We start from the raw sequence: 24,737 nt of genomic DNA, 5'->3' as shown, positions 1-24,737 counted from the left end.
CGCGGGCTTCTGTAGGGACCCGACAGTGAGTCCCCTACGCCACTGTCGGTGCCCGATTGTCCGCGGGCGTGCCGGGACCGATAGGTTTTCGAGGAAGCCGCCTGTCATCGCCGCCTGTCGTCCAGGCGCCCGGGCGGGGTATCAGACCGCTACCGAAAGGGTGATCCGTTGAGCCGCTCGGTTCTCGTCACCGGAGGCAACCGGGGCATCGGCCTCGCCATCGCCCGCGCTTTCGCCGATGCCGGCGACAAGGTCGCCATCACGTACCGCTCGGGTGAGCCGCCGGCCGGCTTCCTGGCTGTCAAGTGCGACATCACCGACGCCGAGCAGGTGGAGCAGGCCTACAAGGAGATCGAGGAGGCCCACGGCCCCGTCGAGGTCCTCGTCGCCAACGCCGGCATCACCAAGGACCAGCTCCTGATGCGCATGTCCGAGGAGGACTTCACCTCGGTCATCGACACGAACCTCACCGGCACCTTCCGCGTCGTCAAGCGCGCCAACCGCGCCATGCTGCGCGCCAAGAAGGGCCGCGTCGTCCTCATCTCCTCGGTCGTCGGGCTGCTCGGCTCCGCGGGGCAGGCGAACTACGCCGCCTCCAAGGCCGCCCTGGTCGGCTTCGCGCGGTCCCTCGCCCGTGAGCTGGGCTCGCGCAACATCACCTTCAACGTCGTCGCACCCGGCTTCGTCGACACCGACATGACCAAGGTGCTCACCGACGAGCAGCGCTCCGGCATCGTGTCGCAGGTGCCCCTCGGCCGGTACGCCCAGCCGGAGGAGATCGCCGCGGCCGTGCGGTTCCTCGCCTCGGACGACGCCTCGTACATCACTGGAGCCGTCATCCCCGTTGACGGCGGACTGGGAATGGGTCACTGATCACCATGAGCGGAATTCTCGAGGGCAAGCGCGTCCTGATCACCGGTGTGCTGACGGAGGCCTCCATCGCCTTCCACACCGCCAAGCTGGCCCAGGAGCAGGGCGCCGAGGTCATCCTCACGGCGTTCCCGCGGCCCACGCTGACCGAGCGCATCGCCAAGAAGCTGCCCAAGCCCGTCAAGGTCATCGAGCTCGACGTGACCAACGACGAGCACCTGGCGCGCCTGGCCGACATCGTCGGCGAGGAGCTCGGCGGCCTCGACGGTGTCGTGCACTCCATCGGCTTCGCCCCCCAGGACGCCCTCGGCGGCAACTTCCTGAACACGCCGTTCGAGTCGGTCGCCACCGCCATGCACGTCTCGGCGTACTCCCTGAAGTCGCTGACCATGGCCTGCCTGCCGCTGATGCAGAACGGCGGCTCGGTCGTCGGCCTCACCTTCGACGCGCAGTTCGCCTGGCCGCAGTACGACTGGATGGGCCCGGCCAAGGCCGCCCTGGAGGCCACCAGCCGCTACATGGCCCGTGACCTGGGCAAGCAGAACATCCGCTGCAACCTGGTCTCGGCCGGCCCGCTCGGCTCCATGGCCGCCAAGTCCATCCCGGGCTTCGGCGAGCTGGCGTCCGTGTGGGACTCCCGCTCCCCGCTGGAGTGGGACCTGAAGGATCCGGAGCCGGCCGGCCGCGGCGTCGTCGCGCTGCTGAGCGACTGGTTCCCGAAGACCACCGGCGAGATCATCCACGTGGACGGCGGTCTGCACGCCATCGGCGCCTGACCTCGCGTACGCCCCGGACGCCTTGACGCCCCGTTCCCCGCCCGCGTGCGGGGAACGGGGCGTCACCCGTTCGGCTCAGCCGGCCGGGCGCGGCGGGCCGCACCTGGGCAGTCTGGAAGACGCGTTCACCACGCGAGCCCCTCCCCAGCACGGCCGAGGAGGTCCCCTTGTGCGCTTGTCCCGCCGAACGGCCTCACTGTCCCTCGCCGTCGCTCTCCTGCTGACCCTGGCCCACGAGGCGGTGCCCCGCGCGCGCGTGCCGGCCGGAGAGCAGGAGCCGGCGGCCCCGTTCGGCGCCGCCTGCCGTATCCGGGTCACCGGCTCCACCGTGACCGCGCACTGCCACAACCCCTATCCGGAGACCGACCGCGTGAGCCTGCACGTGGAGTGCGCCCGCTGGTGGGACCTCGACACCGACAGCGCGCCGGTGGCGACCGCGCCCGCACAGACCGTGCGGCTGACCGGGCGCTGCTGGAAGGAGGTCGACGAGGTGTGGATCAGCCACCGGAGGGGGAACTGATCCCGCCCAGGCGGCACAGGAACGGATAGCGGGCGGCCTCCGCCGCCGCCTGCTCCGCGTCGCCCGCCCGGATCGCGTCGAGCAGGCGTCCGTGATCCATGTACGTCTCCGGCGTCAGCTCCTCGCCGACGTCCTCGCGCAGCCAGTCCCGCAGCACCTCGCCCAGGTCCGCGTACATGGCCGTCATCACGTCGTTGTGCGAGGCGGACACCACGGCCAGGTGGAAGGTGGCGTCCGCGGTCACGAACGCCTCCGCGTCGCCCGACTTCCAGGCCTCCTCGCGGCGCAGCAGCAGCGCGTCGAGCTGCTTGAGGTCCTTCTCCGTGCGCCGCTCCGCGGCCAGCCGGGCGGCCGAGGACTCCAGCGTGGAGCGCAGCTCGGCGATGTGCCGGGGGTCGGCGTCGGCGAACCGCCGCTGCATCACTCCCGCCAGCTCGCTCGTCGCCACGACGTACGTTCCGGAGCCCTGGCGGATGGCCAGCAGGCCGTTGTGCGCGAGGGCGCGGACGGCCTCACGGACGGTGTTGCGGGCGACACCGAGCTGCTCGACCAGCTCGGGCTCGGTCGGGATGCGGGAGCCGACCGGCCACTCGCCCGCGGTGATCTGGGCCCGCAGCGCGGCGATGACCTGCTCGGACAGGGCCGAACGTCGGGGATGGCTCAGGGGCATGACTCACCTTCGCACGGACGGTGGCCCGGAGGGCGTCCGGGGGCCGGACCGGAGTGGACAGTCAATCATCCCATGATTCTATGATGGGCCTCATGGCTCGTGAGGAAACCCGGACGAAGACGCGGACGACACCCCGGACCACGGCACCCCCGGCCCTGCGCGGCTCTGCCGCGCCGGGCGCCGGGGACCCGGGCGGCGCGTCCCCGCGCGCGTGGACGATGCGGCTGCTCGTCGCGGGCATCGTGCTCTCCGCGCTCAACCTCCGCCCGGCCATCACCAGCCTCGGCGCCCTCCTGGAGGAGGTCCGTAACGGGCTCGGCATGAGCGGCAGCGTGGCCGGACTGCTCACCTCCGTGCCGCCGCTGTGCTTCGCCGTCTTCGGCGTCATGGCCCCGCGGCTCGCCCGCCGCTTCGGTGCCGGCGCGGTGGTGTGCGCCGGCATGGCCGCCATCGCCACCGGCCTGCTGGTGCGGCCGTACACCGGGAGCACGGCCGGCTTCCTGGCCGGCAGCGCCCTCGCGCTCATGGGCATCGCGGTCAGCAACGTGCTGATGCCGGTCATCGTCAAGCACTGGTTCCCCGCCCGGGTCGGTTCCATGACCGGCCTGTACTCGATGGCCCTCGCCCTGGGCACGGCCCTCGCGGCGGCGGTCACGGTGCCCCTGACCGACGCGCTCGGCGGGAGCTGGCAGTCGGGCCTGGCCCTGTGGGCGGCGCCGGCCGTGGCGGCGGTCCTGCCGTGGCTGCCGTTCGTCCGCGGCCGCGCGACGGCACCGGGGGCGGGGGAGAGGGCCGGGGAGCGGGGGGCGGGCGGCGCCGGGTCGGTCCGGGGCGGTGCCGGGTCGGTTGGGGATGGTGGCGGGTCGGTCCTGGGTGGAGCCGGGTCCGTTCGGGATGGTGCCGGGTCGGTTCGGACGGCCGACGGGGCCGACGGCGGCGAGGCGCATGGCGCGGCCGCGCCGGAACCCGCGCGCAAGGCGGCCCCGCCGTTGCGGATCACCCGCAGCCGCACCGCCTGGGCCCTGGCCGTCTTCTTCGGGCTCCAGGCCACCGCCGCCTACATCACCATGGGCTGGATGGCGCAGATCTTCCGGGACGCCGGTGTCCCCGCGGGCACCGCCGGGCTGCTGCTGGCGGTCACCATGGTCATGGGCGTGCCCCTCGCCTTCGTGATACCCCGCCTGGCCACGCGGCTGCCGCACCAGGGCCCGATCGTGCTCGCCCTCGGCGTCTGCGGCCTCGCCGGGTACGCCGGGCTGTACCTCGCGCCCGCCGCCGGCGCCTGGGCGTGGGCCGTGCTGCTCGGCATCGCGAACTGCGCCTTCCCGCTCGCCCTGACCCTGGTCGGCATGCGGGCGAAGACGGGGCCCGGCGTGGCCCAGCTGTCCGCGTTCGCCCAGAGCACCGGCTACCTCATCTCCATCCCCGGACCGCTCCTGGTCGGCGTCCTCTACCAGCACAGCGGCGGCTGGGGTCTGCCGATCGCGCTGATGAGCGCCCTGATGATCCCGCAGATGGTGGTCGGCGTCCTGGCGGGCCGGGACCGCACGGTGGAGGACGAGGCGGGCCGCTGAGCCGTCAGGCAAGCACCGCCGGCCTTCGCGCGCCGGGCTCGTCGGGGCCCGACCCCGGGGAGCGCGGCGCGCCGTGCGGGTGCGAGACTGGTCCCATGCCAGTGCTCGACCCGGATCCCCAGCACGGTCAGAAGAAGATGCTGCTCGTGTTCGGCTCCTTCTTCGCGATCTTCATCGTCATCGCCGTCATCGCGACCATCGCCTCGCCCTGACCCGGCGCCCGCCCGTCCCATGGTGGGGTTAGCCCCCCTGTCCCCTAGGGGGTGAGGGTCAGGGTCAAGTGGGTGGATCACCGGATGGGTTGGCGCCCGCGGATTCCGTAGCTTCGAGGTGTGACCACGCCAGAGCGGTCACCGACCACTCGAAGAGCGGAGGCAGACATGTCGGCTCCTGTGCACACCCCGCCCCACCCGGCGACCCGGGCCGGTGCCGACAGCCGCCTGCCCTGGTGGGCCCTCGCCCTGCCCGCGCTCGCCTTCACCGCCCTGCTCCTGCTGATCCTGCACCCGTCCGACGCCCACGCGGCCGGGGGCGACCCCGCCATCACCCACCTCTTCGAGCGGATCGAGCAGCTGACGACCCGCTGAGCACGGCTTGAGCCGGTGGTCAACTCCCTGCGCCCTGTGGCGTGTTTCATGCGAAGCTGGATCTCATGAGCGTCGCAGAACCGCGCAGGATTGTCCTCTTCCGCCATGCGAAAGCCGACTGGCCACAGGTGACCGATCACGAGCGTCCGCTCGCCGACCGGGGCCGAATGGACGCGGCGGAGGCCGGGCGCAGGCTCGCCGACACCGGCGTCCCCTTCGACCTGGCCCTGTGCTCCACAGCGGTCCGCACCCGGGAGACCTGGAAGCTCGCCGTCCAGGAGTTCCCGCAGCGGCCGAAAACCGTCTACGAGGAGCGGATCTACGAGGCGTCGCCGGGTGAGCTGATCGCCGTGCTCAACGAGACCTCCGACGACGCGCAGAACCTCCTCATGATCGGCCACAACCCGGGCATCCAGGGCCTCGCCGACGTTCTGGCGGGCTCGGCCGAGAGCGACGCCCGGGAGCGGATGGCCCGCCGCGGGTTCCCGGCCGCCGCCTTCGCCGTGCTGTCGTTCACGGGCTCGTGGAAGAGCCTGGAGCCGGGCGTGGCCACGCTGCGGGACTACTGGGCACCGGCCGAGTGACCCGCTGACCCGCTCCCCGTGAGCGGACCGACCCGGCTGAAGTGAGGAAAGCCCGGCGCCTGACCGGCGCCGGGCCCCTCCGGGCGGGTCAGACCGTGTCGACGGTGTCCGCCGCCTCGACCTCTTCGCGCGTGATGCCCAGCAGGTACAGCACCGTGTCCAGGAACGGGACGTTCACCGCGGCGTGCGCGGCCTCGCGCACCACCGGCTTGGCGTTGAAGGCCACCCCCAGACCGGCCGCGTTCAGCATGTCCAGGTCGTTCGCGCCGTCACCGATCGCCACCGTCTGCGACAGCGGAACCCCCGCCTCGGCGGCGAACCGGCGCAGCAGCCGCGCTTTGCCCGCGCGGTCGACGATCTCGCCGGTGACCTTGCCGGTCAGCCTGCCGTCGACGATCTCCAGCGTGTTGGCGTGGGCGAAGTCCAGCCCGAGCCGCTCCTTCAGATCATCCGTGACCTGCGTGAAACCGCCCGAGACGACGCCCACTTGGTAGCCCAGCCGCTTCAGCGTGCGGATCAGGGTGCGGGCGCCCGGCGTCAGCCGGACCTCACTGCGCACCTTGTCCACGACGGAGGCGTCCAGACCCTCCAGCAGCGCCACGCGCGCGTGCAGGGACTGCTCGAAGTCCAGCTCCCCGCGCATCGCGGCCGCCGTCACCTCGGCGACCTCGTTCTCGCAGCCGGCGTGCGCCGCGAACAGCTCGATGACCTCGTCCTGGATGAGCGTCGAGTCGACGTCCATGACGACCAGGCGCTGAGCGCGCCGGTAGAGGCCGGCGGCGACCACCGCCACGTCGATGCCGAGCTTCGCCGCGTCGGTGGCCAGGGCGGTGCGCAGCGGTTCGGTCTCCACGCCGGAGACGGCGAACTCGACCGCGGTCACGGGGTACTTGGCGAGCCGGAAGATACGGTCGATGTTGCCGCCGGCCTTGGTGATCCGCGCGGCGATCGCCGCGGTGGCCTCCGCGGTGAGCGGGTGCCCGAGGACGGTGACCAGGGAGCGGCCCAGGCCGCGCGGCCGGTTGTCGCCGAGGCCGGAGATGATCTCCGCCTGCATCTTCATCGACTCGGCCCAGCTGTGGACGGTCGCCCGCAGGTCTCCCTCCAGACCCGGGGGCGGCTCGGTCACGAGCGCGCACAGCACCATTCGGCCACGGGTGACGACCTGCTCGATGTCGACGACGTCGACGGAGTAGGCGGCGAGGGTGTCGAAGAGGCCGGCCGTGATGCCGGGCCTGTCCTTGCCGAAGATCTTGACCAGCAGGGTGGGGACGTCGGCCGGGACGTCGGCAGGGACATCGGAAGACGAGGTCTGCGAAGCGCTCATGGTGGTTCCACCGTATCCGGCAGGCGGCGCGTACCGCCCCCGAGGTCCGCCTGGCGGACAGGGAACAGTGGGTGTCGGGCGGGTGGCGAGGATCTTGCGCACGGGGCCCGCCGGGTGGCCGGAGGCCGGGCAGGGGCCGGTCGGAGGTCGGGGTGCTTCACCGGCCGCCTCGCGGTTTGCGTGGCGGTGGGGGAGGCGGCGGGGGCGGTGGCCCGTCGTCCGGCCGGGCGGGCGGACCGTTCCCGTTCCCGGGCCCGGGGGACTGCCGGGGCCCGCGCGGAGGGGGCGCGACGGGCCGGACGACCGTCGGGGCGCCGTGGATGTCGCCGCCACCCGGGGCGGTGGAGTCGTCATCCGGCCGGGCGTCCTGCGGTTCCAGCAGTTCGCCGGGGATCCGCAGGTACGGGTTGGTGGCCGGGTTCGGCGGACGGTACGGCACACCCGGCGCGTAGGGCCCGGCTTCCTCGCCGCGCGCCTTCTCCTCGCCACGGGAAGAGCCGGCGCCTCCGCCGCCCCCGCCGGCGGCGTCATACCCCGCAGGTACAGCGCCCGCCCCCGCCCCAGCCCGCCCGACTCCGTGACCGGCGCCCCCTGGCCCGGACCACCCGGCGCCCTCTTCGGTGGTTCCCGGCGACTGGCAGCGCCTGGTGCCCCCCTTTGCGGTTCCCGGCGACTCGGACCGCCTGGTGTCGCCCTCTGCGGTTCTCGGCCACCGGGACCGCCCGGCGCCCTCTTCGGTGGTTCCCGGCGACCGGGACCGCCCGGCGCCCTCTGCTGCGGTTTCCGGCCACCCGGACCACCCGCCGTCCTCCTCGGCGGCCCTCGGCCCATGGCCGTACCCCGGCGGCGTCGTGCCCGCCCCGGGCCCCGCCCACCCCGCGCCCTCCCCAGCTGCTCCCGGCCCGGGCCCTCCGGTCTCCCCGCCGTATCCCGGGGGCCCGGCGCCCATCCCCGGACCTGCCGTCCGCCTCGCCCCTGGCCCGGGCCACCCGGCGTTCTCGTCGTGTCCCGGCCACGCCGCTCCACCCCCTCTCCCCACCTGCCCGGCACCTCCACCGCCCCCGTCGTACGCCCCGGCGAAGCCACCCGTGCCGGCCTCCGGCTCGGCGCCCGTTCCGTACGAGCCGCCCGTCCCGGTCTCCGGCCCGGTACTCGCCCCCGCCCCTGGCCCGGTACTCGCCCCCGCCCCTGGCCCGGCGCCCGCCCCCGTCCTCGGTCCGAGGCCCGCCCCCGGCCCGGCACCTCCACCGCCCCCGTCGTACGCCCAGGCGAAGCCACCCGTGCCGGTCTCCGGCCCGGCACCCGCACCGTAGGAGCCACCCGCGCCCAGCGCCCGTGCCGTGGCCGACCGGCCCGCCGCCCCGCACGCCCACGCCGTCAGCGCGCCCGCGCCCCCGGCCCCCGCGCCCCACACCGCGCCCAGCAGCAGGGCCATGGCGAGGTGGCCGTGCAGGTCGACGCCCGCGCCGAACGCGTCGAAGCCGAGGACGGACAGGGACGCGGTCACGGACACGTCCGTGAGCCAGGCCAGCAACGGCAGGGCGAGCGCGGTCGCCGCCCCGAGCCGCAGCGCGCACCGGCCCGCGAAGGCGAGCGCACCCGGACTCCCCGGTGCGTCACGCACGACCGGCGTCCGGACCGCCGTCAGCATCCCGGCCAGCAGCATCATCAGCGCCGCCGCCACCGCAAGCAGCCACACCCGCCCGTCCAGCTCCGCCAGCCGCCCCAGCGTCACCGGCTGGTCCGTACCGGTACCGAGCAGGTCGTCCAGCGGGTCCGGCAGGAAGCGGGTCAGCTCGCCCGTGGCCCGGCCGTCCCACGGCACGAACAGGCCCAGCGGCACGCCCAGCCACACCCCGTTCGGCGCCCCGAGCAGCGCCGCCCCGGCGATGCGGCGCGGATGGTCGTCGCCGACCGCCGCGTACGCCGCCGCCGCGAGCCCCGCCGCCACGGCCACCAGCAGCACCGTCACCACCGCGGACACCGCCGGCCGCACGACACGGTGCACGGCCTCCCAGCCCGGCGGCAGCGGCGTACGGCGGGACGCCAGCGCAGCGATGACGAGGATCCCGGCCGACCACCCGAGCCCGCCGAACAGCGTCGGCGCCGTGTCCACCGTGAAGCCGACCGCCGCCTGCGCGTCGACCAGCTCGCCGAGCCGGTCCGGCAGCAGCCCCCCGACGTCCCCTAGCCCCGGGACTTCCACAGCCCCGGCCCCGCCGGGCACGTCGTCAAGGCCCAGCGATCCCCCGTCGATCGTGATCACATCGTGTCCCGCCCATGCCAGCCCGCCCAGCATCGCCACGAACAGCGCCACCACCGCGCCCGCGCGCGCGAGGAGTTCGGCCGGTGGGATCACAACTCCCGCCGCGCGCAGGGACCGCAGGAAGAACCACGACAGCAGCAGCGCCCCGGCCAGGCTCACCCCCAGTGGCGTGATCTCGATGGCCGTGTCCGCCTGCGCGCCCGACAGGCCGAACGCCGACACGTCACCGGACGGCGTGACCGACCCGCCCGCCGCGAGCGCCACCACCGCCGCGGTCATCGGCCCCAGCGAGCCCGCCGCGTCCGCCTCCAGCAGCCGCAGGCCCAGCGCCGCCGTCCCCGCCATCCCGATCAACGCCCAGCTCACGGCGGCGACGGCGGACATCAGCACGTCCCCCCACGGCACGCGCGCACCGTCCCTCGCCGACTCCACACCGGTCGCAGCACCCATGGCAGACCCCCCGATCCGCTCCGTGGCGGGAACACCGCGCATGTCCCCCTCGCGTCGAAATACCACTCTCCGGCCCGTTTTCAACCCCGTCAACGGAAACGGCCGACCCGTCCGCGCGCGCTCTTCACAAGGCCCGACTTTCGGTCAGGGGGCCGCTCCTGAAATAGTTCCCCCCGATGTTCGACATCCCTAGACTCCCCATGTCGGGGGATAACTCGGGGGACAACTCAGTGGGGCATGGAGTGCCGGAACTCGTACTGGAATCAAACGGACGTACCTGGACGCTCGATCCGTCCAGGGCTTACACCCTCGGACGTGATCCGCAGGGGGACGTCGTCTTCGACGACGCCAGGGTCTCCTGGCGTCACGCCACGGTCAGCTTCAACGGCCGCAGTTGGGTCATCGAGGACCACGGCAGCACCAACGGCACGTTCGTGCAGGGGCAGCGCATCCACCAGATGGAGCTCGGCCCCGGCTCGGCGGTCAACCTGGGCAACGCGACCGACGGCCCGCGCCTGAACCTCTCCGGCGCCGCGGCCTCCGTCGCCACGCCGCAGGCCCAGCCCCAGCGGCAGCCGTACGCGGCGCAGGGCGCGAACCCGGGCTGGGCGCCGCAGGCCCCCGCCCCGCAGACGCCGCACCAGCAGCCGCACCAGCAGGCCCCGCAGGCCGGCTGGCAGCAGCCGCAGCAGCCGCAGCAGCCCGCGGCGCACATCCCGCAGCAGCAGGGCCCCGGCGGTGTCGCGGGGGCGCCGCCGGTCTACGGCGACCGCAGCCCGACCACGTTCCACCAGTTCTCCCTCGGCCGCGTGATGCGCATCGGCCGTGCCCTGGAGAACGAACTGGTCGTCTCCGACCTGCAGGTCTCGCGGAACCACGCCGAGTTCCACGCCACGCCCGACGGGCGCATGGAGATCCGCGACCTCGGCTCGCACAACGGCACGTACGTCAACGGCCAGCCGATCCCCAAGGGCGGCTCGCAGCTGCTCGGCCCGACCGACGTCGTCGGCGTCGGCCACTCGACGTTCCGGATCGTCGGCGACCGTCTCGAGGAGTTCGTCGACACCGGCGAGGTGTCCTTCTCCGCCCGCCACCTGACCGTCACGGTCGACGGCGGCAAGCAGATCCTCAAGGACGTCTCCTTCGGCGTCCCGGAGAAGTCGCTGATCGCGGTCATCGGCCCGTCCGGCTCCGGCAAGTCCACCCTGCTCAAGGCGCTGACCGGCTACCGGCCCGCCAACCAGGGCGAGGTCCTCTACGACAACCGGGACCTCTACAAGCAGTTCGCCGAGCTGCGCCAGCGCATCGGTCTGGTCCCGCAGGACGACATCCTGCACAAGGAGCTGACCGTCAAGAAGGCCCTCAAGTACGCGGCCAAGCTGCGCTTCCCCGCCGACACCACGGCGGCCGAGCGCGAGGCCCGGATCGACGAGGTGCTGCGCGAGCTCAAGCTCGACATCCACAAGGACAAGAAGGTCACCTCCCTCTCCGGCGGCCAGCGCAAGCGCGTCTCGGTCGCCCTGGAGCTGCTGACCAAGCCGTCGCTGATCTTCCTGGACGAGCCGACCTCCGGCCTCGACCCGGGCATGGACCGCGACGTCATGCAGCTGCTGCGCGGTCTCGCGGACGACGGCCGCACGGTCCTCGTCGTCACGCACTCCGTGGCCGAGCTGGCCCTGTGCGACAAGCTGCTGGTGATGGCGCCCGGCGGCTCCGTGGCCTACTTCGGCCCGCCGGAGGAGGCGCTGAACTTCTTCGGCTACGACACCTGGGCCGACGTCTTCTCCGCCTTCGAGAACTACCGCGACTACGACTGGGCGGGCCGCTGGAAGGGCTCACAGCACTACCAGATGTACGCCGCGGACCTGGACGCCGTGGCGCCGCAGTCCGTACAGGTTCCGCCCATGCAGGCGATGAAGCCGCCGAAACCGCAGGGCTGGATGTCCCAGTTCGTCACGCTCGTCCGGCGTTATGTCTCGGTGATCGCGTCCGACAAGGGCTTCCTGGCCCTGATGGTGATCCTGCCGGCCGTGCTCGGCGCGGTGAGCCTGCTCATCGACGCGGACAAGGGCCTGCTGCCGAACCCGGTCAACCCGCAGACCGGCCGGATCATCCCGAACGGCACGGCCACCACGGTCCTGCTGATCCTCGCGGTCGGCGCCTGCTTCGCCGGCGCGGCGAACTCGGTCCGCGAGCTGATCAAGGAACGGGTCATCTACGAGCGGGAGCGCGCCACCGGCCTGTCCCGCTCGGCGTACCTGATGTCGAAGGTGTTCGTGCTCGGCATGATCACCGTGCTGCAGGGCCTGCTGGTCGGCGTCATCGGCTTCTCCAGCCGGGAGATCCCCGAGGAGGGCCTGATCTTCGGCAGCGCCACGCTGCTGGAGCTGTCCGTGCCGATCATGGCGCTGGGCTTCACGTCGATGATGTTCGGCCTGATCATCTCCTCGCTGGTGAAGACCGCCGAGAAGACCATGCCGCTGCTGGTGATGTTCGCGATCATCCAGGTCGTCTTCACCGGCTGCCTGTTCACGCTGCACGGCTCGGTCGGCGTCAACCAGTTCTCGTTCCTGATGCCGTCGCGCTGGGCGGTCGCCGCCTCCGGCGCCACGCTCGACTTCAACAAGATCAGCCCGCCCGAGACGGCCGGGGACACCGACCCGCTGTGGGAGCACACGGCCGGGGCCTGGGTCATGGACATGGGCGCGCTCCTGGCGCTCGGTGTGATCTGCGGCTTCTTCGTGGCCCGCTTCCTGCGCCGCCACGAGCCCGAGGTCATGCGCAAGTAGTCACCGTCTCACCGCGCCCGAAGGGCGGCACCCCGTCCAGGGTGCCGCCCTTCGGCGTTCGTTCAGCGAAGCAGCGAGGTCCCGCGCCGGCCTCAGTACGCGCTGTCGACGTTGTCCATCGAGCCGTACTTGTCGGCCGCGTAGTTGCAGGCGGCGGTGATGTTGGCTACCGGGTCGTAGATGTCCCAGGAGGTGCCGGGGACGTGCCAGTGCTTGAAGGTCGGCGGGATGACCTGCAGCAGGCCCTTCGACGGGATGCCGTTGATCGCGTTGATGTCCCAGTTGTTGATGGCGCGCGGGTTGCCCGAGGACTCACGGATGATGTTGCGCTTGATGCCCTCGTAGGAGCCGGGGATCCCGTGCTTCTTCATGACGTCGAGGGACTCGCGGATCCAGCCGTCGAGGTTGTTCGGGTAGCTCTTCTTGACGGCGGCGCGCTTGGCGGCGCGGCTCGCGGCCTCCTTGGCGTTGCGCTCGGCCTCGGCCTTCTTCTTCGCCGCCTCGGCGGCGGCCTTCTTCTTGGCGGCGGCAGCGGCCTCGGCCTTCTTCTTGGCCGCTATCTGCTCCGCCTTCACGCTGGCACCGGCCATCTGGTCGGTGACGCTGGCCTTGACGTCCTTGATCTGCTCGGTGCTGAACGCCACCGCAGCCGGCTGAGCGGCCTCGGTCGTGGTCGTGGTCGACGCCCCGCTCGGCACCGCGGAGAAACCGATGGCGGCGGCGCCGAGGGTGGCGACACCCGCCATGGCGATCTTGTGGTGACGGGTCAGGCTACGACTCTGAACACGGCTGAAGATGTTCTTGGGCATGCTGAGTGGACCTCTTCGAATAGCGCGGGAGTCGCTCGGCGTCCGGCGTTGGACTCGGTGTGTTTCCGACACGAACGCCGCGGGGGCAGAACCCACGGCGCTGAGCGACGAGAGCCATTCTTAGCGGCCGCAAAATGGCGAGGCAAAGGTGTGACGTACGAAGGAAGATAGTGGATCAGGGAGGGGCGAATCGGGGCAGACCGGGCTATCCGCGCCGCTCAATAGGGGCGACTTTGTCTCCTATGCACTTTCGTACGTGACGTGCGCCCTATGCCCGGGCTCACATCGGGCAGCATGCGTTCTCACCACAGGTTGCACGAGCGATGCTCTGTGTGAGGGGTCCCACAAGGGCTCTCAGGGCCTCTCAGGGCAGGAGGAGGTGCACGTCCCCGAACTCGTGCCACAGGTAGCGGCCTCGCAGCGCCGCCTCGTAGCCCCGCTCGATCGCCGCCCGCCCGGCGACCGCCTCCAGCATCAGCAGATGCGAGGCCTCCGGCTCGTGCAGCCCGGTCAGCAGCCCGTCCACGACCCGCACCCCGCGCTCCGGTGTGACGACGAGATCCGTCCAGCCCGTACGCGCGCGTACGGCCCCCTCGGCGTCCACCGCCGACTCCACCGCCCGCACCGCCGTCGTCCCGACCGCCACCACCCGGCCCCCGCCGGCCCGCGCGGCGTCGATCAGCCGCGCCGACCCCTGCGGCACCGCGAAACGCTCCGGATACGGCGGCTCGTGCGCCTCGGCCGAGGCCACCCCCGTGTGCAGCGTGACCGGCGCGAACTGCACCCCCCGGCTCACCAGCTCCGTGACGAGCCGCGCCGTGAAGGGCCGGGCCGCGCTCGGCATCTCCGCACTGCCCGCCCCGTCGGCCGACGGCAGCGCGAACACCGTCTGGTAGACCGACAGCGGCTGGTCCCGCTCCGTGTAGGCGTAGCGAATGGGCCGCCCGTACTCCCGCAGCAGTCCCGGTATCCCCGGTCCGCGGACCCGCGCCCACCACAGCCGCTCGCTCCGCCCGCTCAGCGGCTCCTCCAGCACCAGCCGCACACCCCCGGGCAGGCACACCTCCGTTCGCGCGGGCGCCCCCGCACGCGCGCGCGTGGTGCCCCGCCCGTCGGGCTCCCGCAGCTCCACCGCCCAGCGGCCGTCGTCCCCGCGCGTGGAGAAGTGCACCACCACGCGCGCGTTCCCCACCCACCCGTCGACGGCCGCCGCCAGCGTGGCCGAGGTGTTGACCACGAGCAGGTCCCCGGCCCGCAGCAGCCGCGGCAGCTCCGCGAACGTGTGGTGGGCCACCTCGGCACCCCGCGACACCAGCAGCCGTACGGAGTCCCGGTCCAGCCCGGGCCCCCGCTGCTCGGCCGGCACCCGGGCCGACAGCTCCTCCGGCACCCGCACCGCGAGCGTCATACGACGCCGTCCACCAGCGCCGCGGCCGCGTACCGCCCGCTCACCGGACGCTCGTCCAGCAGCCGCAGGAACCCCGGCACCACGGTCTCCGGCGCGGGCCGCGGCTCCCGGTCCTCCGGTACGGCCGCCGCATAGAGGTCCGTGGCCATGTCCCCGGGATCCACCGCCCAGACCCGCAGCCCCGGCTCCTCCACGGCGAGCACCGCCACCAGCTGGTCCAGGGCCGCCTTCGACGCCCCGTAGCCACCCCACGTCTCGTACGCCTCCGCCGCCGCGTCCGAACTGACCACGACGACCGTGCCCGCCTCGGAGGCCCGCAGCAGTGCCAGTCCCTCCTGGACCAGACCCAGGCAGGCCACCAGGTTCACCTCAAGCGCCCGTCGCAGCCCCGGAAGGGGCAGCTCCTCCAGCCGGACCAGCGGCTCGATACCCAGCGCGCTCGCGTTGTGCACCAGCAGATCGAGCCCGCCCAGCCGCCACGCCGCCTCGACCAGCGCCGACCGGTGGGCGGCGTCCGTGACGTCCCCCGGCAGGGCCCTCACCCGCGTGCCGTGCGCGGAGACGGCCTCGGCCGTGTCCGCCAGGGCCTTGGCCCCCCTCGCGTCGAGCACCAGATCCCAGCCCCGCCCGGCCAGCGCCCCGGCGAGCGCCCGGCCCAGTCCCTTCGAGGCCCCGGTGATGATCGCGACCGGCATGATCAGCTCCCTCCTCGTGATCGAAGTGCCCTCAACGTAGGAACAGGGCCGCCCCGACCGCCTCCGCCGCGGGCCGCAACCCGCCGGGTCCCTTCGCCCTACGCCACCGGCCCACCGTCCCCGGGCCTAGGCCGGCCACCGGCCCGGCCCCCGCCCCACCGCCCCGGGACCTAGGCCGCCCCGCCCGCGCCTCCGCCCCGCGACCTAGGCCCACCGGACCGGCACCCGCGGCCACCGGTCCGATCCGCGCTGTCACAGCTCGCCGGTACCGTGAGGACATGAGCCACGGTCCCCGGTCCGGCCTCGCCGCGGTGAGCTCCGCGTTGCTGGCCATGAGCAGGCATCTCGAGGTGCGCGACGTCCTCAAGACGATCGTGGCCTCGGCCCGCGAGCTGCTCGACGCGCAGTACGCGGCGCTCGGCGTCCCGGACGACCACGGCGGCTTCGCCCAGTTCGTCGTCGACGGCGTCAGCGAGGAGCAGTGGAAGGCCATCGGCCCCCTCCCGCGCCAGCACGGCATCCTCGCCGCGATGCTGCACGAGGCCCGGTCCGAGCGCCTCGCCGACGTCCGCAAGGACCCCCGCTTCGAAGGCTGGCCCAAGGCCCATCCCGACCTGATCGACTTCCTGGGCCTGCCGATCCGGGACGGCGAGGAGGTGCTGGGGGCCCTGTTCCTGGCGAACAAGAACTGCAGGAAGTCCGAGGGCGGCTGCGGCTTCACCCAGGACGACGAGGAACTGCTCGGCATCCTCGCCCAGCACGCCGCGATCGCCCTCACCAACGCCCGCCTGTACGAGCGCAGCCGCGAACTGACCATCGCCGAGGAGCGCTCGCGCCTGGCCCACGAACTGCACGACGCGGTCAGCCAGAAGCTGTTCTCGCTGCGCCTTACGGCCCAGGCGGCGGCCCGGCTGGTGGACCGCGACCCCTCCCGCGCCAAGGGCGAACTGCAGCAGGTGGCCGCCCTGGCCGCCGAAGCCGCCGACGAACTGCGCGCGGCGGTGGTCGAGTTGCGCCCGGCCGCACTCGACGAGGACGGCCTGGTCGCCACCCTGCGCACGCAGATCCAGGTCCTCGACCGCGCCCACAGCGCCCGGGTGACCTTCTCCGGCCACGGCGTCAAGGCCCTGCCCGCCTCCCAGGAGGAGGCCGTCCTGCGCGTCGCCCAGGAAGCCCTGCACAATGCCCTGCGCCACTCCGGCGCCGAGCACGTCGACGTGACGCTGGAGCGCCGCGACGGCGGTGCCGTCCTGCGGGTCACGGACGACGGCAGCGGCTTCGACCCACAGACGGTCCGCCGAGCGGGGCGCCACCTCGGCCTGGTCTCGATGCGGGACCGGGCGAGCGGCGTCGGCGGCTCGCTGACGGTGGAATCGGCGCCCGGGAAGGGCACCACGATCGAGATGGAGGTCCCCGGTGGCTGACGCGATCAAGGTCCTGCTCGTCGACGACCACCAGGTCGTCCGCCGGGGTCTGCGCACGTTCCTGGAGGTGCAGGACGACATCGAGGTCGTCGGCGAGGCGGCCGACGGCGCCGAAGGAGTCGACCGGGCCGAGGAGTTGCGGCCCGACGTCATCCTCATGGACGTCAAGATGCCGGGCATGGACGGCGTCGACGCCCTGCGCAGACTCCGCGAGCTGGACAACCCCGCGCGCGTGCTGGTCGTCACCAGCTTCACCGAGCAGCGCACGGTGGTCCCGGCCCTGCGCGCGGGCGCCGCCGGGTACGTCTACAAGGACGTCGACCCCGACGCCCTCGCCGGAGCCATCCGCTCGGTGCACGCCGGGCACATCCTGCTCCAGCCGGAGGTCGCCGGCGCCCTGCTCTCCCAGGAGGAGGCCAACTCCGGCCCGGGCAGAGGTGGTTCACTCACCGAGCGGGAGCGCGAGGTCCTCGGCCTGATAGCGGACGGCCGTTCCAACCGCGAGATCGCCCGCGCGCTCGTCCTCTCCGAGAAGACCGTGAAGACCCACGTCTCGAACATCCTGATGAAGCTCGACCTGGCCGACCGAACCCAGGCCGCCCTGTGGGCCGTTCGCCACGGCGTGACCGGCTGACACGCTCACCCCACGGCAACGCGAAAGGTTGCGTTCCGGACTGAGATTCATACTGTCGTGGGAACGTCCCCCATATGGCGCATCCTCGGTGGATCTCCGCCGTTCTCCAGTGCGTGCCGCGGCGCCTGCCGCGGTGATCGCAAGGAGGGCTCCAAAGTGAAGAACCTGAAGAAGGCCGCGGCCGTGACGATGGTGACCGGTGGCCTGCTGGCCGCGGGCGCGGGCATGGCCTCCGCCACCAGCGCGCACGCCGACGGCCAGGCCGTGGGCTCCCCGGGCGTCGGTTCGGGCAACGTCGTCCAGGCCCCGGTGCACGTCCCGGTCAACGTCTCCGGCAACAGCGTGAACGTCGTGGGCGTGCTGAACCCGGCCTTCGGCAACCTCGCCGTCAACCACTGACACCCCACCTCCGTCTCCGAATCGAAGGTGACACCGGCCTCCCGGACCCACCCGGGAGGCCGACCTGCTCGACCGCGGGCACCCGGTCCGGTCAGCCGCGGGCACCGGCCCCGCTCAGCTGCGGGCATGCGTGCCGCCAGGGGCGGCACGGGTGGGCGCCGCCGCACCCCGCTCCGCCGGGCTGCGCCATGCCCCGGCCCCAGCCTCGACGCCGAGCACCTGCACAACCCCACGCCGGGTCACCGCACCCCCCGCTCCCGCTTTTCCACAACGGAGTTGTACGCCGCGACCTGCGCCCGCCGAGCCGTCCGCTCCACCGGCCGCAACGCCTCCCGCCGCGCGGCGATCTCCGCCGAACTCACCGCACCCCCGTGCCCGCTCTCCGTGGCCACCCCGATCAACGCCCCCACCCGCTGCGCCAGCTCCAGCACCCGCACCGCTCGCGGCGGATACCCCGGCGCCAGCACCTCCCGCCCCCGCTCGGCCCGGGCCCGGTAGGCGTCGACCGCCGCCTCCGCCACCGGCCCCGACCCGGCCACGTCCAGCCGGGTCAGCACCTCGGTCGCGTCCCGGAGGGCCTCCGCGAGTTCCCGCTCCGCCTCACCCAGCGACGGCACGTCCGCCGGCGGCGCCTCCCGCACGGGCAGCACATGCCACACCACCTCTACCTGCACCCCCACGGGCCCGGCCTCGTACACGTCCGGCACCAGCCCGAGCGCGGCCCCGTGACAGACCACCGCCTCCTCGGCCTCCAGCGCCCGCGCGTTGAACTCCGGCGGCCCGCTCAGCCCCAGCGGATGCCCCGGCGCCGGCAGCGCCACCCGCAGCCCGGTCACGCCGAGCGTGCGCAGCCGCCCCAGCGCGAGCGTCAGCCCGACCTGGCCCGACTCACCCGGCAGTCCCTCCACCCGGTGCACCGCGTCCTCGCCGACGATGGCGAGCACGGCGTCATCCGGCGAGACAAGTCCGCCCAAAAGGGCATTTCCCCAAGCTGCGAGACGTCCAGCGCGCGGTTCCGTGAGCATGCTCCCACCCTAGGACCCTCCAAGGACCGGACCGAGGGAATGCCCCGGCCGACCAGTGGCGTAGATTTCATGGAGGGCTGCGCCCACCGGCGCGGCGGACCGAGCCACAGGCGTACGCGACAGCCGAGACCGGCCACACTGCAAGGGGAGACAACGCGCTCATGAGCGATGTTCTGGAGCTTCAGGACGTATCCGTGGTCCGCGAGGGCCGGGCTCTGGTGGACCAGGTCTCCTGGTCGGTCAAGGAGGGCGAGCGCTGGGTCATCCTGGGCCCGAACGGCGCCGGCAAGACCACCCTCCTCAACCTCGCTTCCACCTACCTCCACCCCAGCTCGGGCACCACCACCATCCTCGGCGAGACCCTCGGCCGCCCCGGCACCGACGTCTTCGAACTGCGCCCGCGCATCGGCATGGCCGGCATCGCCATGACCGAGAAGCTCCCCAAGCGCCAGACGGTCCTGCAGACGGTCCTCACCGCCGCGTACGGCATGACCGCCACCTGGCACGAGGACTACGAGGAGATCGACGAGCAGCGCGCCCGCGCCTTCCTCGACCGCCTCGGCATGAGCGACTACCTGGACCGCAGGTTCGGCACCCTCTCCGAGGGCGAGCGCAAGCGCACCCTCATCGCCCGCGCCCTGATGACCGACCCCGAACTGCTCCTGCTCGACGAGCCCGCCGCCGGCCTCGACCTGGGCGGCCGCGAGGACCTCGTCCGCCGCCTCGGCCGCCTCGCCCGCGACCCCATCGCCCCCTCGATGCTGATGGTCACGCACCACGTCGAGGAGATCCCGCCGGGCTTTACCCACGTCCTCATGATCCGCCAGGGCAAGGTCCTCGCCGCCGGCCCGCTGGAGCTCGAACTGACCTCCCGCAACCTCTCCCTCTGCTTCGGCCTCCCGCTCGTCGTCGAACAGATGGGCGAGCGCTGGACCGCCCAGGGCCTCCCGCTGTCCTGACCCGGCCCGCAGCTCACAAATCGCAGGGTACGAACGGCATTTCACACGCCGGGCGCCCTGTCGGCGACAGGGGCGTCGGACCTACCATGACCACGTGGACATCGACGCATGGCTGTGGTGGCTGATCGGCGCGACGGCGCTCGGCATCGCGCTCGTGATCACCGCGATGCCGGAACTGGGCATGCTCGCGGTGGGAGCCATCGCCGCGGCGGTGGTCACCGGCGTCTTCGGCGGCGGAGCCGTCGCCCAGGTCGCCGTCTTCGCCGTGATCTCGACCGCGGGCATCGCCGTCGTACGGCCCATCGCCAACCGGCATCGCTCCCAGCGACCCCAACTCGTCAGCGGCGTGGACGCGTTGAAGGGCAGACGAGCCGTCGTCCTGGAACGCGTCGACGCCTCCGGCGGCCGGATCAAGCTGGCGGGGGAGGTCTGGTCGGCCCGCGCCCTCGACACCGACCGCGCCTACGAAGTGGGCCAGGAAGTGGACGTCGTGGACATCGAGGGAGCCACCGCGATCGTCATGTGACCTCGCACGACGTAACTGGAGTGAACTCCTCGCCAGCTACGCGACGGTCTGTCAGACTCGACCAGCAAGATCTTCGACAACCATAAGATCTGCCGAAGACGCCGCAGCGGAGAAGGGACACGGGGAACGACGATGGAACCGGTCATCATCGTCCTGATCATTCTGGTGGTGTTGGTCTTCATCGCCCTGATCAAGACGATCCAAGTCATCCCACAGGCCAGCGCGGCCATCGTCGAGCGGTTCGGCCGCTACACACGAACGCTCAACGCGGGCCTCAACATCGTCGTCCCGTTCATCGACACCATCCGCAACCGCATCGACCTGCGCGAACAGGTCGTGCCCTTCCCGCCGCAGCCGGTGATCACCCAGGACAACCTGGTCGTCAACATCGACACGGTCATCTACTACCAGGTGACCGACGCGCGGGCCGCCACCTACGAGGTCGCCAGCTACATCCAGGCGATCGAGCAGCTCACCGTCACCACGCTGCGCAACATCATCGGTGGCATGGACCTGGAGCGGACCCTGACCTCCCGCGAGGAGATCAACGCGGCCCTGCGCGGCGTCCTCGACGAGGCCACCGGCAAGTGGGGCATCCGCGTCAACCGCGTCGAGCTCAAGGCGATCGAACCGCCCACCTCCATCCAGGACTCGATGGAGAAGCAGATGCGCGCCGACCGCGACAAGCGCGCCGCGATCCTCCAGGCGGAAGGTGTCCGGCAGTCCGAGATCCTGCGCGCCGAGGGCGAGAAGCAGTCCCAGATCCTGCGCGCCGAAGGCGAGGCCAAGGCCGCCGCTCTGCGCGCCGAGGGCGAGGCCCAGGCCGTCCGCACGGTCTTCGAGGCCATCCACGCCGGCGACCCGGACCAGAAGCTCCTCTCCTACCAGTACCTCCAGATGCTTCCGAAGATCGCCGAGGGCGACGCCAACAAGCTCTGGATCGTCCCCAGCGAGATCGGCGACGCCCTCAAGGGCCTGTCCGGCGCCATGGGCAACTTCGGTAACATCGGCGGAGGTTCCGGCGGCAACGGCGGCGCCTCCGGGGCCCAGGTCCCCGCGCAGGAACGCCGCGAGAAGCCGTCCATCGACTGACCGGCCGATGCGAAGGGGGCCCGCTTCCCTGGAAGCGGGCCCCCTTCGCATGAGAGGCCGCTAGGCAGCCGGCTGGGCCAGCCACTCCGGCAGCGCGTCGAAGTCGTCCTGCCCCAGCGCCAGCAGCATCGCGTCCGCCGGAGTCGGCTCGAACGGCTGCCGCAGCAGCGGCATGCCCGCCTCCTCCGGAGTCCGGTTCGCCTTGCGGTGATTGTCCTCCGCGCACGAGGCCACCGTGTTCAGCCATGTGTCCTGCCCGCCCTGCGACCGCGGCACCACGTGGTCCACGGTCGTCGCCCGCCTCCCGCAGTACGCGCACCTGTGCCGGTCACGGACCAGCACACCCCGCCTCGACCACGGCGCTCGTCTTCGGAACGGCACCCGTACGTACTGGCAGAGCCTGATCACCCGGGGCGCGGGTATGTCCACCGCGGCTCCCCGCATGCGCAGTTCGGGGTGGGCCTGCTCGACGACGGCCTTGTCCTGAAGCACCAGAACGACGGCTCGGTTCAGCGTCACCGTCGACAGCGGCTCGAAGCTCGCGTTGAGTACCAGCGTGTCCCGCATACCAGCCCACCTCCCGTGTGCACCGGCCCACCCCCTGGCGGGCTGGGATCAACTCTGGCCGGGCACGCCGAGATGGACAACGCAATATCTGCTGCTCCCACGGGGGGTGACCCCCGCGACCCCCGGCAACAAAAATGCCCGCTCCTGATCAATTCCAAGACCAGGAGCGGGCAAACGTTCCATGAACTCCGGGATCGCGCGGGCGACCGGCTCAGCCCTCGGCGGGCACCTCGTACTCGCCGATCAGCTGGGCCCGCCCGATCGTGTGGAACCGCAGGTTGAAGCCCACGAACGCGGGTGAGGCGTCCGCGTCCGGGCCGAGCTTCTCCTGGTCCACCGCGTACACGGTGAACACATACCGGTGCGGCCCGTCCCCGGCCGGCGGCGCGGCCCCGCCGAAGTCCCTGCTGCCGTAGTCGTTACGGGCGTGGACCGCGCCCTCAGGCAGCCCCTCGAACTTGCCGCTGCCCGCACCCGCCGGCAGCTCCGTCACCGAAGCCGGGATGTCGAACAGCACCCAGTGCCAGAACCCGCTGCCCGTGGGGGCGTCGGGGTCGTAGCAGGTCACGGCGAAGCTCTTGGTCTCGGGCGGGAAGCCCTCCCACCGCAGCTGCGGAGAGGTGTTGCCGGCCGCGTAGACCTGAGCGTCCTTGAGCGTCGCCCCCTCCTCGACGTCCTCACTCGTCACCGTGAACGAGGGCACGGGCGGATGGAAGTCGTGGGGGAGCGGCCGCCGCTTGAGCTCGGTCACCTCGGTACCTCCTGATCGGTTCTTGCACTCGGTTCCGAGCCTAGGCCCTTCGCTAGAACCAGTTGCGCCTGCTGCCGACCTCGGAGAGCCACTGGTTGAGGTACGCCGTCCAGTCCGTGCCCTGGTAGTCGTTTAGCCCCACCTGGAACGACCGGAAGGTGTCGCTGCCCTCGCTGAAGAGCCCCGGCTTCTTGTCCATCTCCAGCACGACGTCCATGGCGTGCTCGTCGGCCACGAAGCTCAGCTCGACCTGGTGCAGCCCCCGGTACTGCTGCGGCGGGAAGAACTCGATCTCCTGGTAGAACGGCAGCTTCTGCCGCGTGCCCCGGATGACGCCCCGCTCCATGTCCGCGTTCTTGAAGCGGAAGCCCAGCTGGACGAAGGCGTCGAGGATCGCCTTCTGCGCCGGCAGCGGATGCACGTTGACCGGGTCCAGGTCACCGGAGTCCACCGCGCGCGCGATCTCCAGCTCCGTGGACACCCCGATGTTCATACCGCGCAGCGGCTGACCGTCGATCATCGTGATCGGGGTCTCCCACGGGATCTCCAGCCCGAACTGCACCGCGTGCACCGCGTTGGCCTGCAGCTCGAACGCCCCGCCCAGCCGCGACTTGGTGAACTCGACGTCCTGCTTGTACTCCTGGTCGCCGCTCTCCACCTCGACCTTGGCCTGCAGCCCGACCGAGAGCCCCTCGATCTGCTGGTTCACGGACCCGCCCTGGATCCGCACCTCACCCTGGACGACACCGCCCGGCACGACATTGACCTCGTGCAGCACCGTCTCGACCGAAGCCCCGCCGGCCCCCAGGCTCGCGAGCAGCTTCTTGAACGCCATGTCTCTCCCTCTCGCCCACTACGGGTGGATCCCTGATCCCTGTAAACGCGATCCGGCCGTGGCCGGTTCCACTCCCTCACCCTGGCAAGGCCGGTGACCGGAGGCCACCCCGCCGCACCACGCGTCTCCAGTACCCTCGGACGGCATGATCGCGACCCCCGACCGTACGCCCCTGCCCAGGGAGTTCTTCGACCGGCCCGTCCTCGACGTCGCCCCGGACCTCCTCGGCCGCATCCTGGTCCGCACCACCCCGGACGGTCCGATCGCCCTCCGCCTCACCGAGGTGGAGGCCTACGACGGTGAGAACGACCCCGGCTCCCACGCCTACCGCGGCCGCACGGCCCGCAACGAGGTGATGTTCGGCCGGCCCGGACACGTGTACGTCTACTTCACCTACGGGATGTGGTTCTGCATGAACCTCGTGTGCGGCCCGGAGGGAAAGGCGAGCGCGGTGCTGCTGCGCGCGGGCGAGATCATCGAGGGCGCCGAGCTGGCCCGCACCCGTCGGCTCTCGGCCCGCAATGACAAGGAACTGGCCAAAGGCCCGGCCCGTCTGGCCACGGCCCTGGGCGTGGACCGCTCCCTCGACGGCACGGACGCGTGCACGCCCGGGCAGACCCCCCTGCGCATGCTGACCGGCACACCCGTGCCCTCCGACCAGGTACTCAGCGGCCCCCGCACCGGTGTCGGCGGCGAAGGAGCCGAGCACCCCTGGCGCTTCTGGGTCGCCAACGACCCGACGGTGAGCCCCTATCGGGCCCACGTCCCCAGGCGGCGCCGAAGTTGACGCGCCCGAGCGGGATGCGTAAGGTAGTCCGAGCCGCTTGACCCGGTATGGCGTTCGCCAGCAGCCGGAAGCGGCCAAACCACTACCTAGCGACTCCCCTCAGCAGGGGCGAATTCGGCGTGCCCGCACGTCTGAATTCGACGCCGAACGACTCGATTATGAGTTGGCCAGCGAATCGGCTAACGTAGTGAATGTCGAAAGGCCGACGGGCGAAAGTCCGGGCCGGAAGGCAATCCCGCCGACAGGGAATCGGATCGAGAAAAGGATCTGATAGAGTCGGAAACGCAAGACCGAAGGGAAGCGCCCGGAGGAAAGCCTGAGAGGGTGAGTACAAAGGAAGCGACCGTTCCTTGAGAACTCAACAGCGTGCCAAAAGTCAACGCCAGATATGTTGATACCCCGTCCATCGGTTC

The 24,737-nt window shown here is 72.0% G+C and carries 25 protein-coding genes; 15 read left to right on the top strand and 10 right to left on the bottom strand.

Features of this window, described 5'->3' with window-relative positions; translation table 11 throughout:
- Positions 1-168 precede the first annotated feature (168 nt).
- The 3 genes from fabG to ABTZ58_RS22730 all read left to right on the top strand — a co-directional run bounded on the left by fabG (position 169) and on the right by ABTZ58_RS22730 (position 2,166).
- Positions 169-873 carry a 3-oxoacyl-[acyl-carrier-protein] reductase gene (gene fabG / locus ABTZ58_RS22740; protein WP_309093614.1) on the top strand — a complete coding sequence of 235 codons (705 nt, stop codon included), beginning with the start codon at positions 169-171 and terminating at the stop codon, positions 871-873.
- 5 nt (positions 874-878) lie between these two features.
- A complete protein-coding gene (fabI, locus tag ABTZ58_RS22735; RefSeq protein WP_351359549.1) occupies positions 879-1,646 on the top strand; it encodes an enoyl-ACP reductase FabI in 768 nt (255 codons plus the stop codon).
- 169 nt (positions 1,647-1,815) lie between these two features.
- Positions 1,816-2,166, top strand: a complete 351-nt coding sequence (locus ABTZ58_RS22730; protein WP_351359546.1) for a hypothetical protein — start codon at positions 1,816-1,818, stop codon at positions 2,164-2,166.
- On the opposite strand, the gene ABTZ58_RS22725 is transcribed toward ABTZ58_RS22730, so the two are convergent.
- Positions 2,144-2,836: a FadR/GntR family transcriptional regulator gene (locus tag ABTZ58_RS22725; RefSeq protein ID WP_351359543.1), complete on the bottom strand. Its 693-nt coding sequence runs from the start codon at positions 2,834-2,836 to the stop codon at positions 2,144-2,146. The two genes, ABTZ58_RS22730 and ABTZ58_RS22725, sit on opposite strands and share 23 nt — an antisense overlap.
- A gap of 92 nt (positions 2,837-2,928) precedes the next feature.
- Here ABTZ58_RS22725 and ABTZ58_RS22720 point away from each other — a divergent pair, with 92 nt between their 5' ends.
- The 4 genes from ABTZ58_RS22720 to ABTZ58_RS22705 all read left to right on the top strand — a co-directional run bounded on the left by ABTZ58_RS22720 (position 2,929) and on the right by ABTZ58_RS22705 (position 5,581).
- Positions 2,929-4,410 carry a CynX/NimT family MFS transporter gene (locus tag ABTZ58_RS22720; RefSeq protein WP_351359540.1) on the top strand — a complete coding sequence of 494 codons (1,482 nt, stop codon included), beginning with the start codon at positions 2,929-2,931 and terminating at the stop codon, positions 4,408-4,410.
- A 95-nt stretch (positions 4,411-4,505) separates the two neighbouring features.
- Positions 4,506-4,622 (top strand): SGM_5486 family transporter-associated protein, encoded by a 117-nt coding sequence (locus tag ABTZ58_RS22715; protein ID WP_351359537.1) that lies wholly within the window; start codon positions 4,506-4,508, stop codon positions 4,620-4,622.
- A gap of 168 nt (positions 4,623-4,790) precedes the next feature.
- The gene (locus ABTZ58_RS22710; RefSeq protein WP_351359534.1) at positions 4,791-4,997 is read left to right on the top strand and encodes a hypothetical protein; all 207 of its coding nucleotides are present in this window, start codon (positions 4,791-4,793) and stop codon (positions 4,995-4,997) included.
- Between the two features lie 65 nt (positions 4,998-5,062).
- Positions 5,063-5,581, top strand: coding sequence for a SixA phosphatase family protein (locus ABTZ58_RS22705; RefSeq protein WP_351359532.1), 519 nt, complete (start codon positions 5,063-5,065; stop codon positions 5,579-5,581).
- Between the two features lie 88 nt (positions 5,582-5,669).
- Here ABTZ58_RS22705 and serB read toward each other — a convergent pair whose 3' ends face one another.
- Positions 5,670-6,908 carry a phosphoserine phosphatase SerB gene (gene serB / locus ABTZ58_RS22700; protein ID WP_351359529.1) on the bottom strand — a complete coding sequence of 413 codons (1,239 nt, stop codon included), beginning with the start codon at positions 6,906-6,908 and terminating at the stop codon, positions 5,670-5,672.
- A 157-nt stretch (positions 6,909-7,065) separates the two neighbouring features.
- A complete protein-coding gene (locus ABTZ58_RS22695) occupies positions 7,066-9,624 on the bottom strand; it encodes a streptophobe family protein (RefSeq protein ID WP_351359526.1) in 2,559 nt (852 codons plus the stop codon).
- A gap of 242 nt (positions 9,625-9,866) precedes the next feature.
- Between ABTZ58_RS22695 and ABTZ58_RS22690 the strand changes: the two genes are divergently transcribed.
- Positions 9,867-12,413, top strand: a complete 2,547-nt coding sequence (locus ABTZ58_RS22690) for an ABC transporter ATP-binding protein/permease (protein ID WP_351359523.1) — start codon at positions 9,867-9,869, stop codon at positions 12,411-12,413.
- Between the two features lie 92 nt (positions 12,414-12,505).
- On the opposite strand, the gene ABTZ58_RS22685 is transcribed toward ABTZ58_RS22690, so the two are convergent.
- The 3 genes from ABTZ58_RS22685 to ABTZ58_RS22675 form a co-directional block, all read right to left on the bottom strand.
- Positions 12,506-13,222, bottom strand: coding sequence for a transglycosylase SLT domain-containing protein (locus ABTZ58_RS22685; RefSeq protein ID WP_351359520.1), 717 nt, complete (start codon positions 13,220-13,222; stop codon positions 12,506-12,508).
- Positions 13,223-13,586: 364 nt separating this feature from the next.
- Positions 13,587-14,630, bottom strand: coding sequence for an S-adenosylmethionine:tRNA ribosyltransferase-isomerase (locus ABTZ58_RS22680; RefSeq protein WP_351359517.1), 1,044 nt, complete (start codon positions 14,628-14,630; stop codon positions 13,587-13,589).
- Positions 14,627-15,325: an SDR family NAD(P)-dependent oxidoreductase gene (locus tag ABTZ58_RS22675; protein ID WP_351359513.1), complete on the bottom strand. Its 699-nt coding sequence runs from the start codon at positions 15,323-15,325 to the stop codon at positions 14,627-14,629. The genes ABTZ58_RS22680 and ABTZ58_RS22675 overlap by 4 nt, the downstream gene beginning before the upstream one ends.
- A gap of 278 nt (positions 15,326-15,603) precedes the next feature.
- On the opposite strand from ABTZ58_RS22675, the gene ABTZ58_RS22670 reads away from it, so the two are divergent.
- The 3 genes from ABTZ58_RS22670 (at position 15,604) to ABTZ58_RS22660 (ending at position 17,782) form a co-directional block, all read left to right on the top strand.
- A complete protein-coding gene (locus ABTZ58_RS22670; protein ID WP_351359511.1) occupies positions 15,604-16,749 on the top strand; it encodes a GAF domain-containing sensor histidine kinase in 1,146 nt (381 codons plus the stop codon).
- Positions 16,742-17,383 (top strand): response regulator, encoded by a 642-nt coding sequence (locus tag ABTZ58_RS22665; protein ID WP_031118965.1) that lies wholly within the window; start codon positions 16,742-16,744, stop codon positions 17,381-17,383. The genes ABTZ58_RS22670 and ABTZ58_RS22665 overlap by 8 nt, the downstream gene beginning before the upstream one ends.
- Positions 17,384-17,539: 156 nt before the next feature.
- A complete protein-coding gene (locus ABTZ58_RS22660) occupies positions 17,540-17,782 on the top strand; it encodes a chaplin (protein WP_190897712.1) in 243 nt (80 codons plus the stop codon).
- A 239-nt stretch (positions 17,783-18,021) separates the two neighbouring features.
- On the opposite strand, the gene ABTZ58_RS22655 is transcribed toward ABTZ58_RS22660, so the two are convergent.
- Positions 18,022-18,807 carry an Rv1486c family protein gene (locus tag ABTZ58_RS22655; RefSeq protein WP_351359506.1) on the bottom strand — a complete coding sequence of 262 codons (786 nt, stop codon included), beginning with the start codon at positions 18,805-18,807 and terminating at the stop codon, positions 18,022-18,024.
- A 161-nt stretch (positions 18,808-18,968) separates the two neighbouring features.
- On the opposite strand from ABTZ58_RS22655, the gene ABTZ58_RS22650 reads away from it, so the two are divergent.
- The 3 genes from ABTZ58_RS22650 to ABTZ58_RS22640 all read left to right on the top strand — a co-directional run bounded on the left by ABTZ58_RS22650 (position 18,969) and on the right by ABTZ58_RS22640 (position 21,384).
- Positions 18,969-19,766, top strand: a complete 798-nt coding sequence (locus ABTZ58_RS22650; RefSeq protein ID WP_351359503.1) for an ABC transporter ATP-binding protein — start codon at positions 18,969-18,971, stop codon at positions 19,764-19,766.
- Positions 19,767-19,860: 94 nt separating this feature from the next.
- Positions 19,861-20,292 (top strand): NfeD family protein, encoded by a 432-nt coding sequence (locus tag ABTZ58_RS22645; protein ID WP_351359500.1) that lies wholly within the window; start codon positions 19,861-19,863, stop codon positions 20,290-20,292.
- A gap of 132 nt (positions 20,293-20,424) precedes the next feature.
- Positions 20,425-21,384, top strand: coding sequence for an SPFH domain-containing protein (locus ABTZ58_RS22640; RefSeq protein ID WP_351359497.1), 960 nt, complete (start codon positions 20,425-20,427; stop codon positions 21,382-21,384).
- A 60-nt stretch (positions 21,385-21,444) separates the two neighbouring features.
- On the opposite strand, the gene ABTZ58_RS22635 is transcribed toward ABTZ58_RS22640, so the two are convergent.
- From ABTZ58_RS22635 to ABTZ58_RS22625, 3 genes are all read right to left on the bottom strand, one after another.
- Complete coding sequence (locus tag ABTZ58_RS22635) at positions 21,445-21,951, bottom strand: HNH endonuclease (RefSeq protein WP_114251210.1); 507 nt, start codon at positions 21,949-21,951, stop codon at positions 21,445-21,447.
- 211 nt (positions 21,952-22,162) lie between these two features.
- Positions 22,163-22,702, bottom strand: a complete 540-nt coding sequence (locus ABTZ58_RS22630) for a YbhB/YbcL family Raf kinase inhibitor-like protein (RefSeq protein WP_351359493.1) — start codon at positions 22,700-22,702, stop codon at positions 22,163-22,165.
- A gap of 52 nt (positions 22,703-22,754) precedes the next feature.
- Positions 22,755-23,537, bottom strand: coding sequence for a sporulation protein (locus tag ABTZ58_RS22625; RefSeq protein ID WP_351359490.1), 783 nt, complete (start codon positions 23,535-23,537; stop codon positions 22,755-22,757).
- 145 nt (positions 23,538-23,682) lie between these two features.
- On the opposite strand from ABTZ58_RS22625, the gene ABTZ58_RS22620 reads away from it, so the two are divergent.
- Positions 23,683-24,324: a DNA-3-methyladenine glycosylase gene (locus tag ABTZ58_RS22620; protein WP_351359487.1), complete on the top strand. Its 642-nt coding sequence runs from the start codon at positions 23,683-23,685 to the stop codon at positions 24,322-24,324.
- Positions 24,325-24,737: the final 413 nt, after the last annotated feature.

This window comes from Streptomyces sp. NPDC094143, from assembly GCF_040303825.1.
Taxonomy (GTDB): Bacteria; Actinomycetota; Actinomycetes; order Streptomycetales; family Streptomycetaceae; genus Streptomyces.
This window is presented reverse-complemented; position numbering and strand designations above follow the sequence as displayed.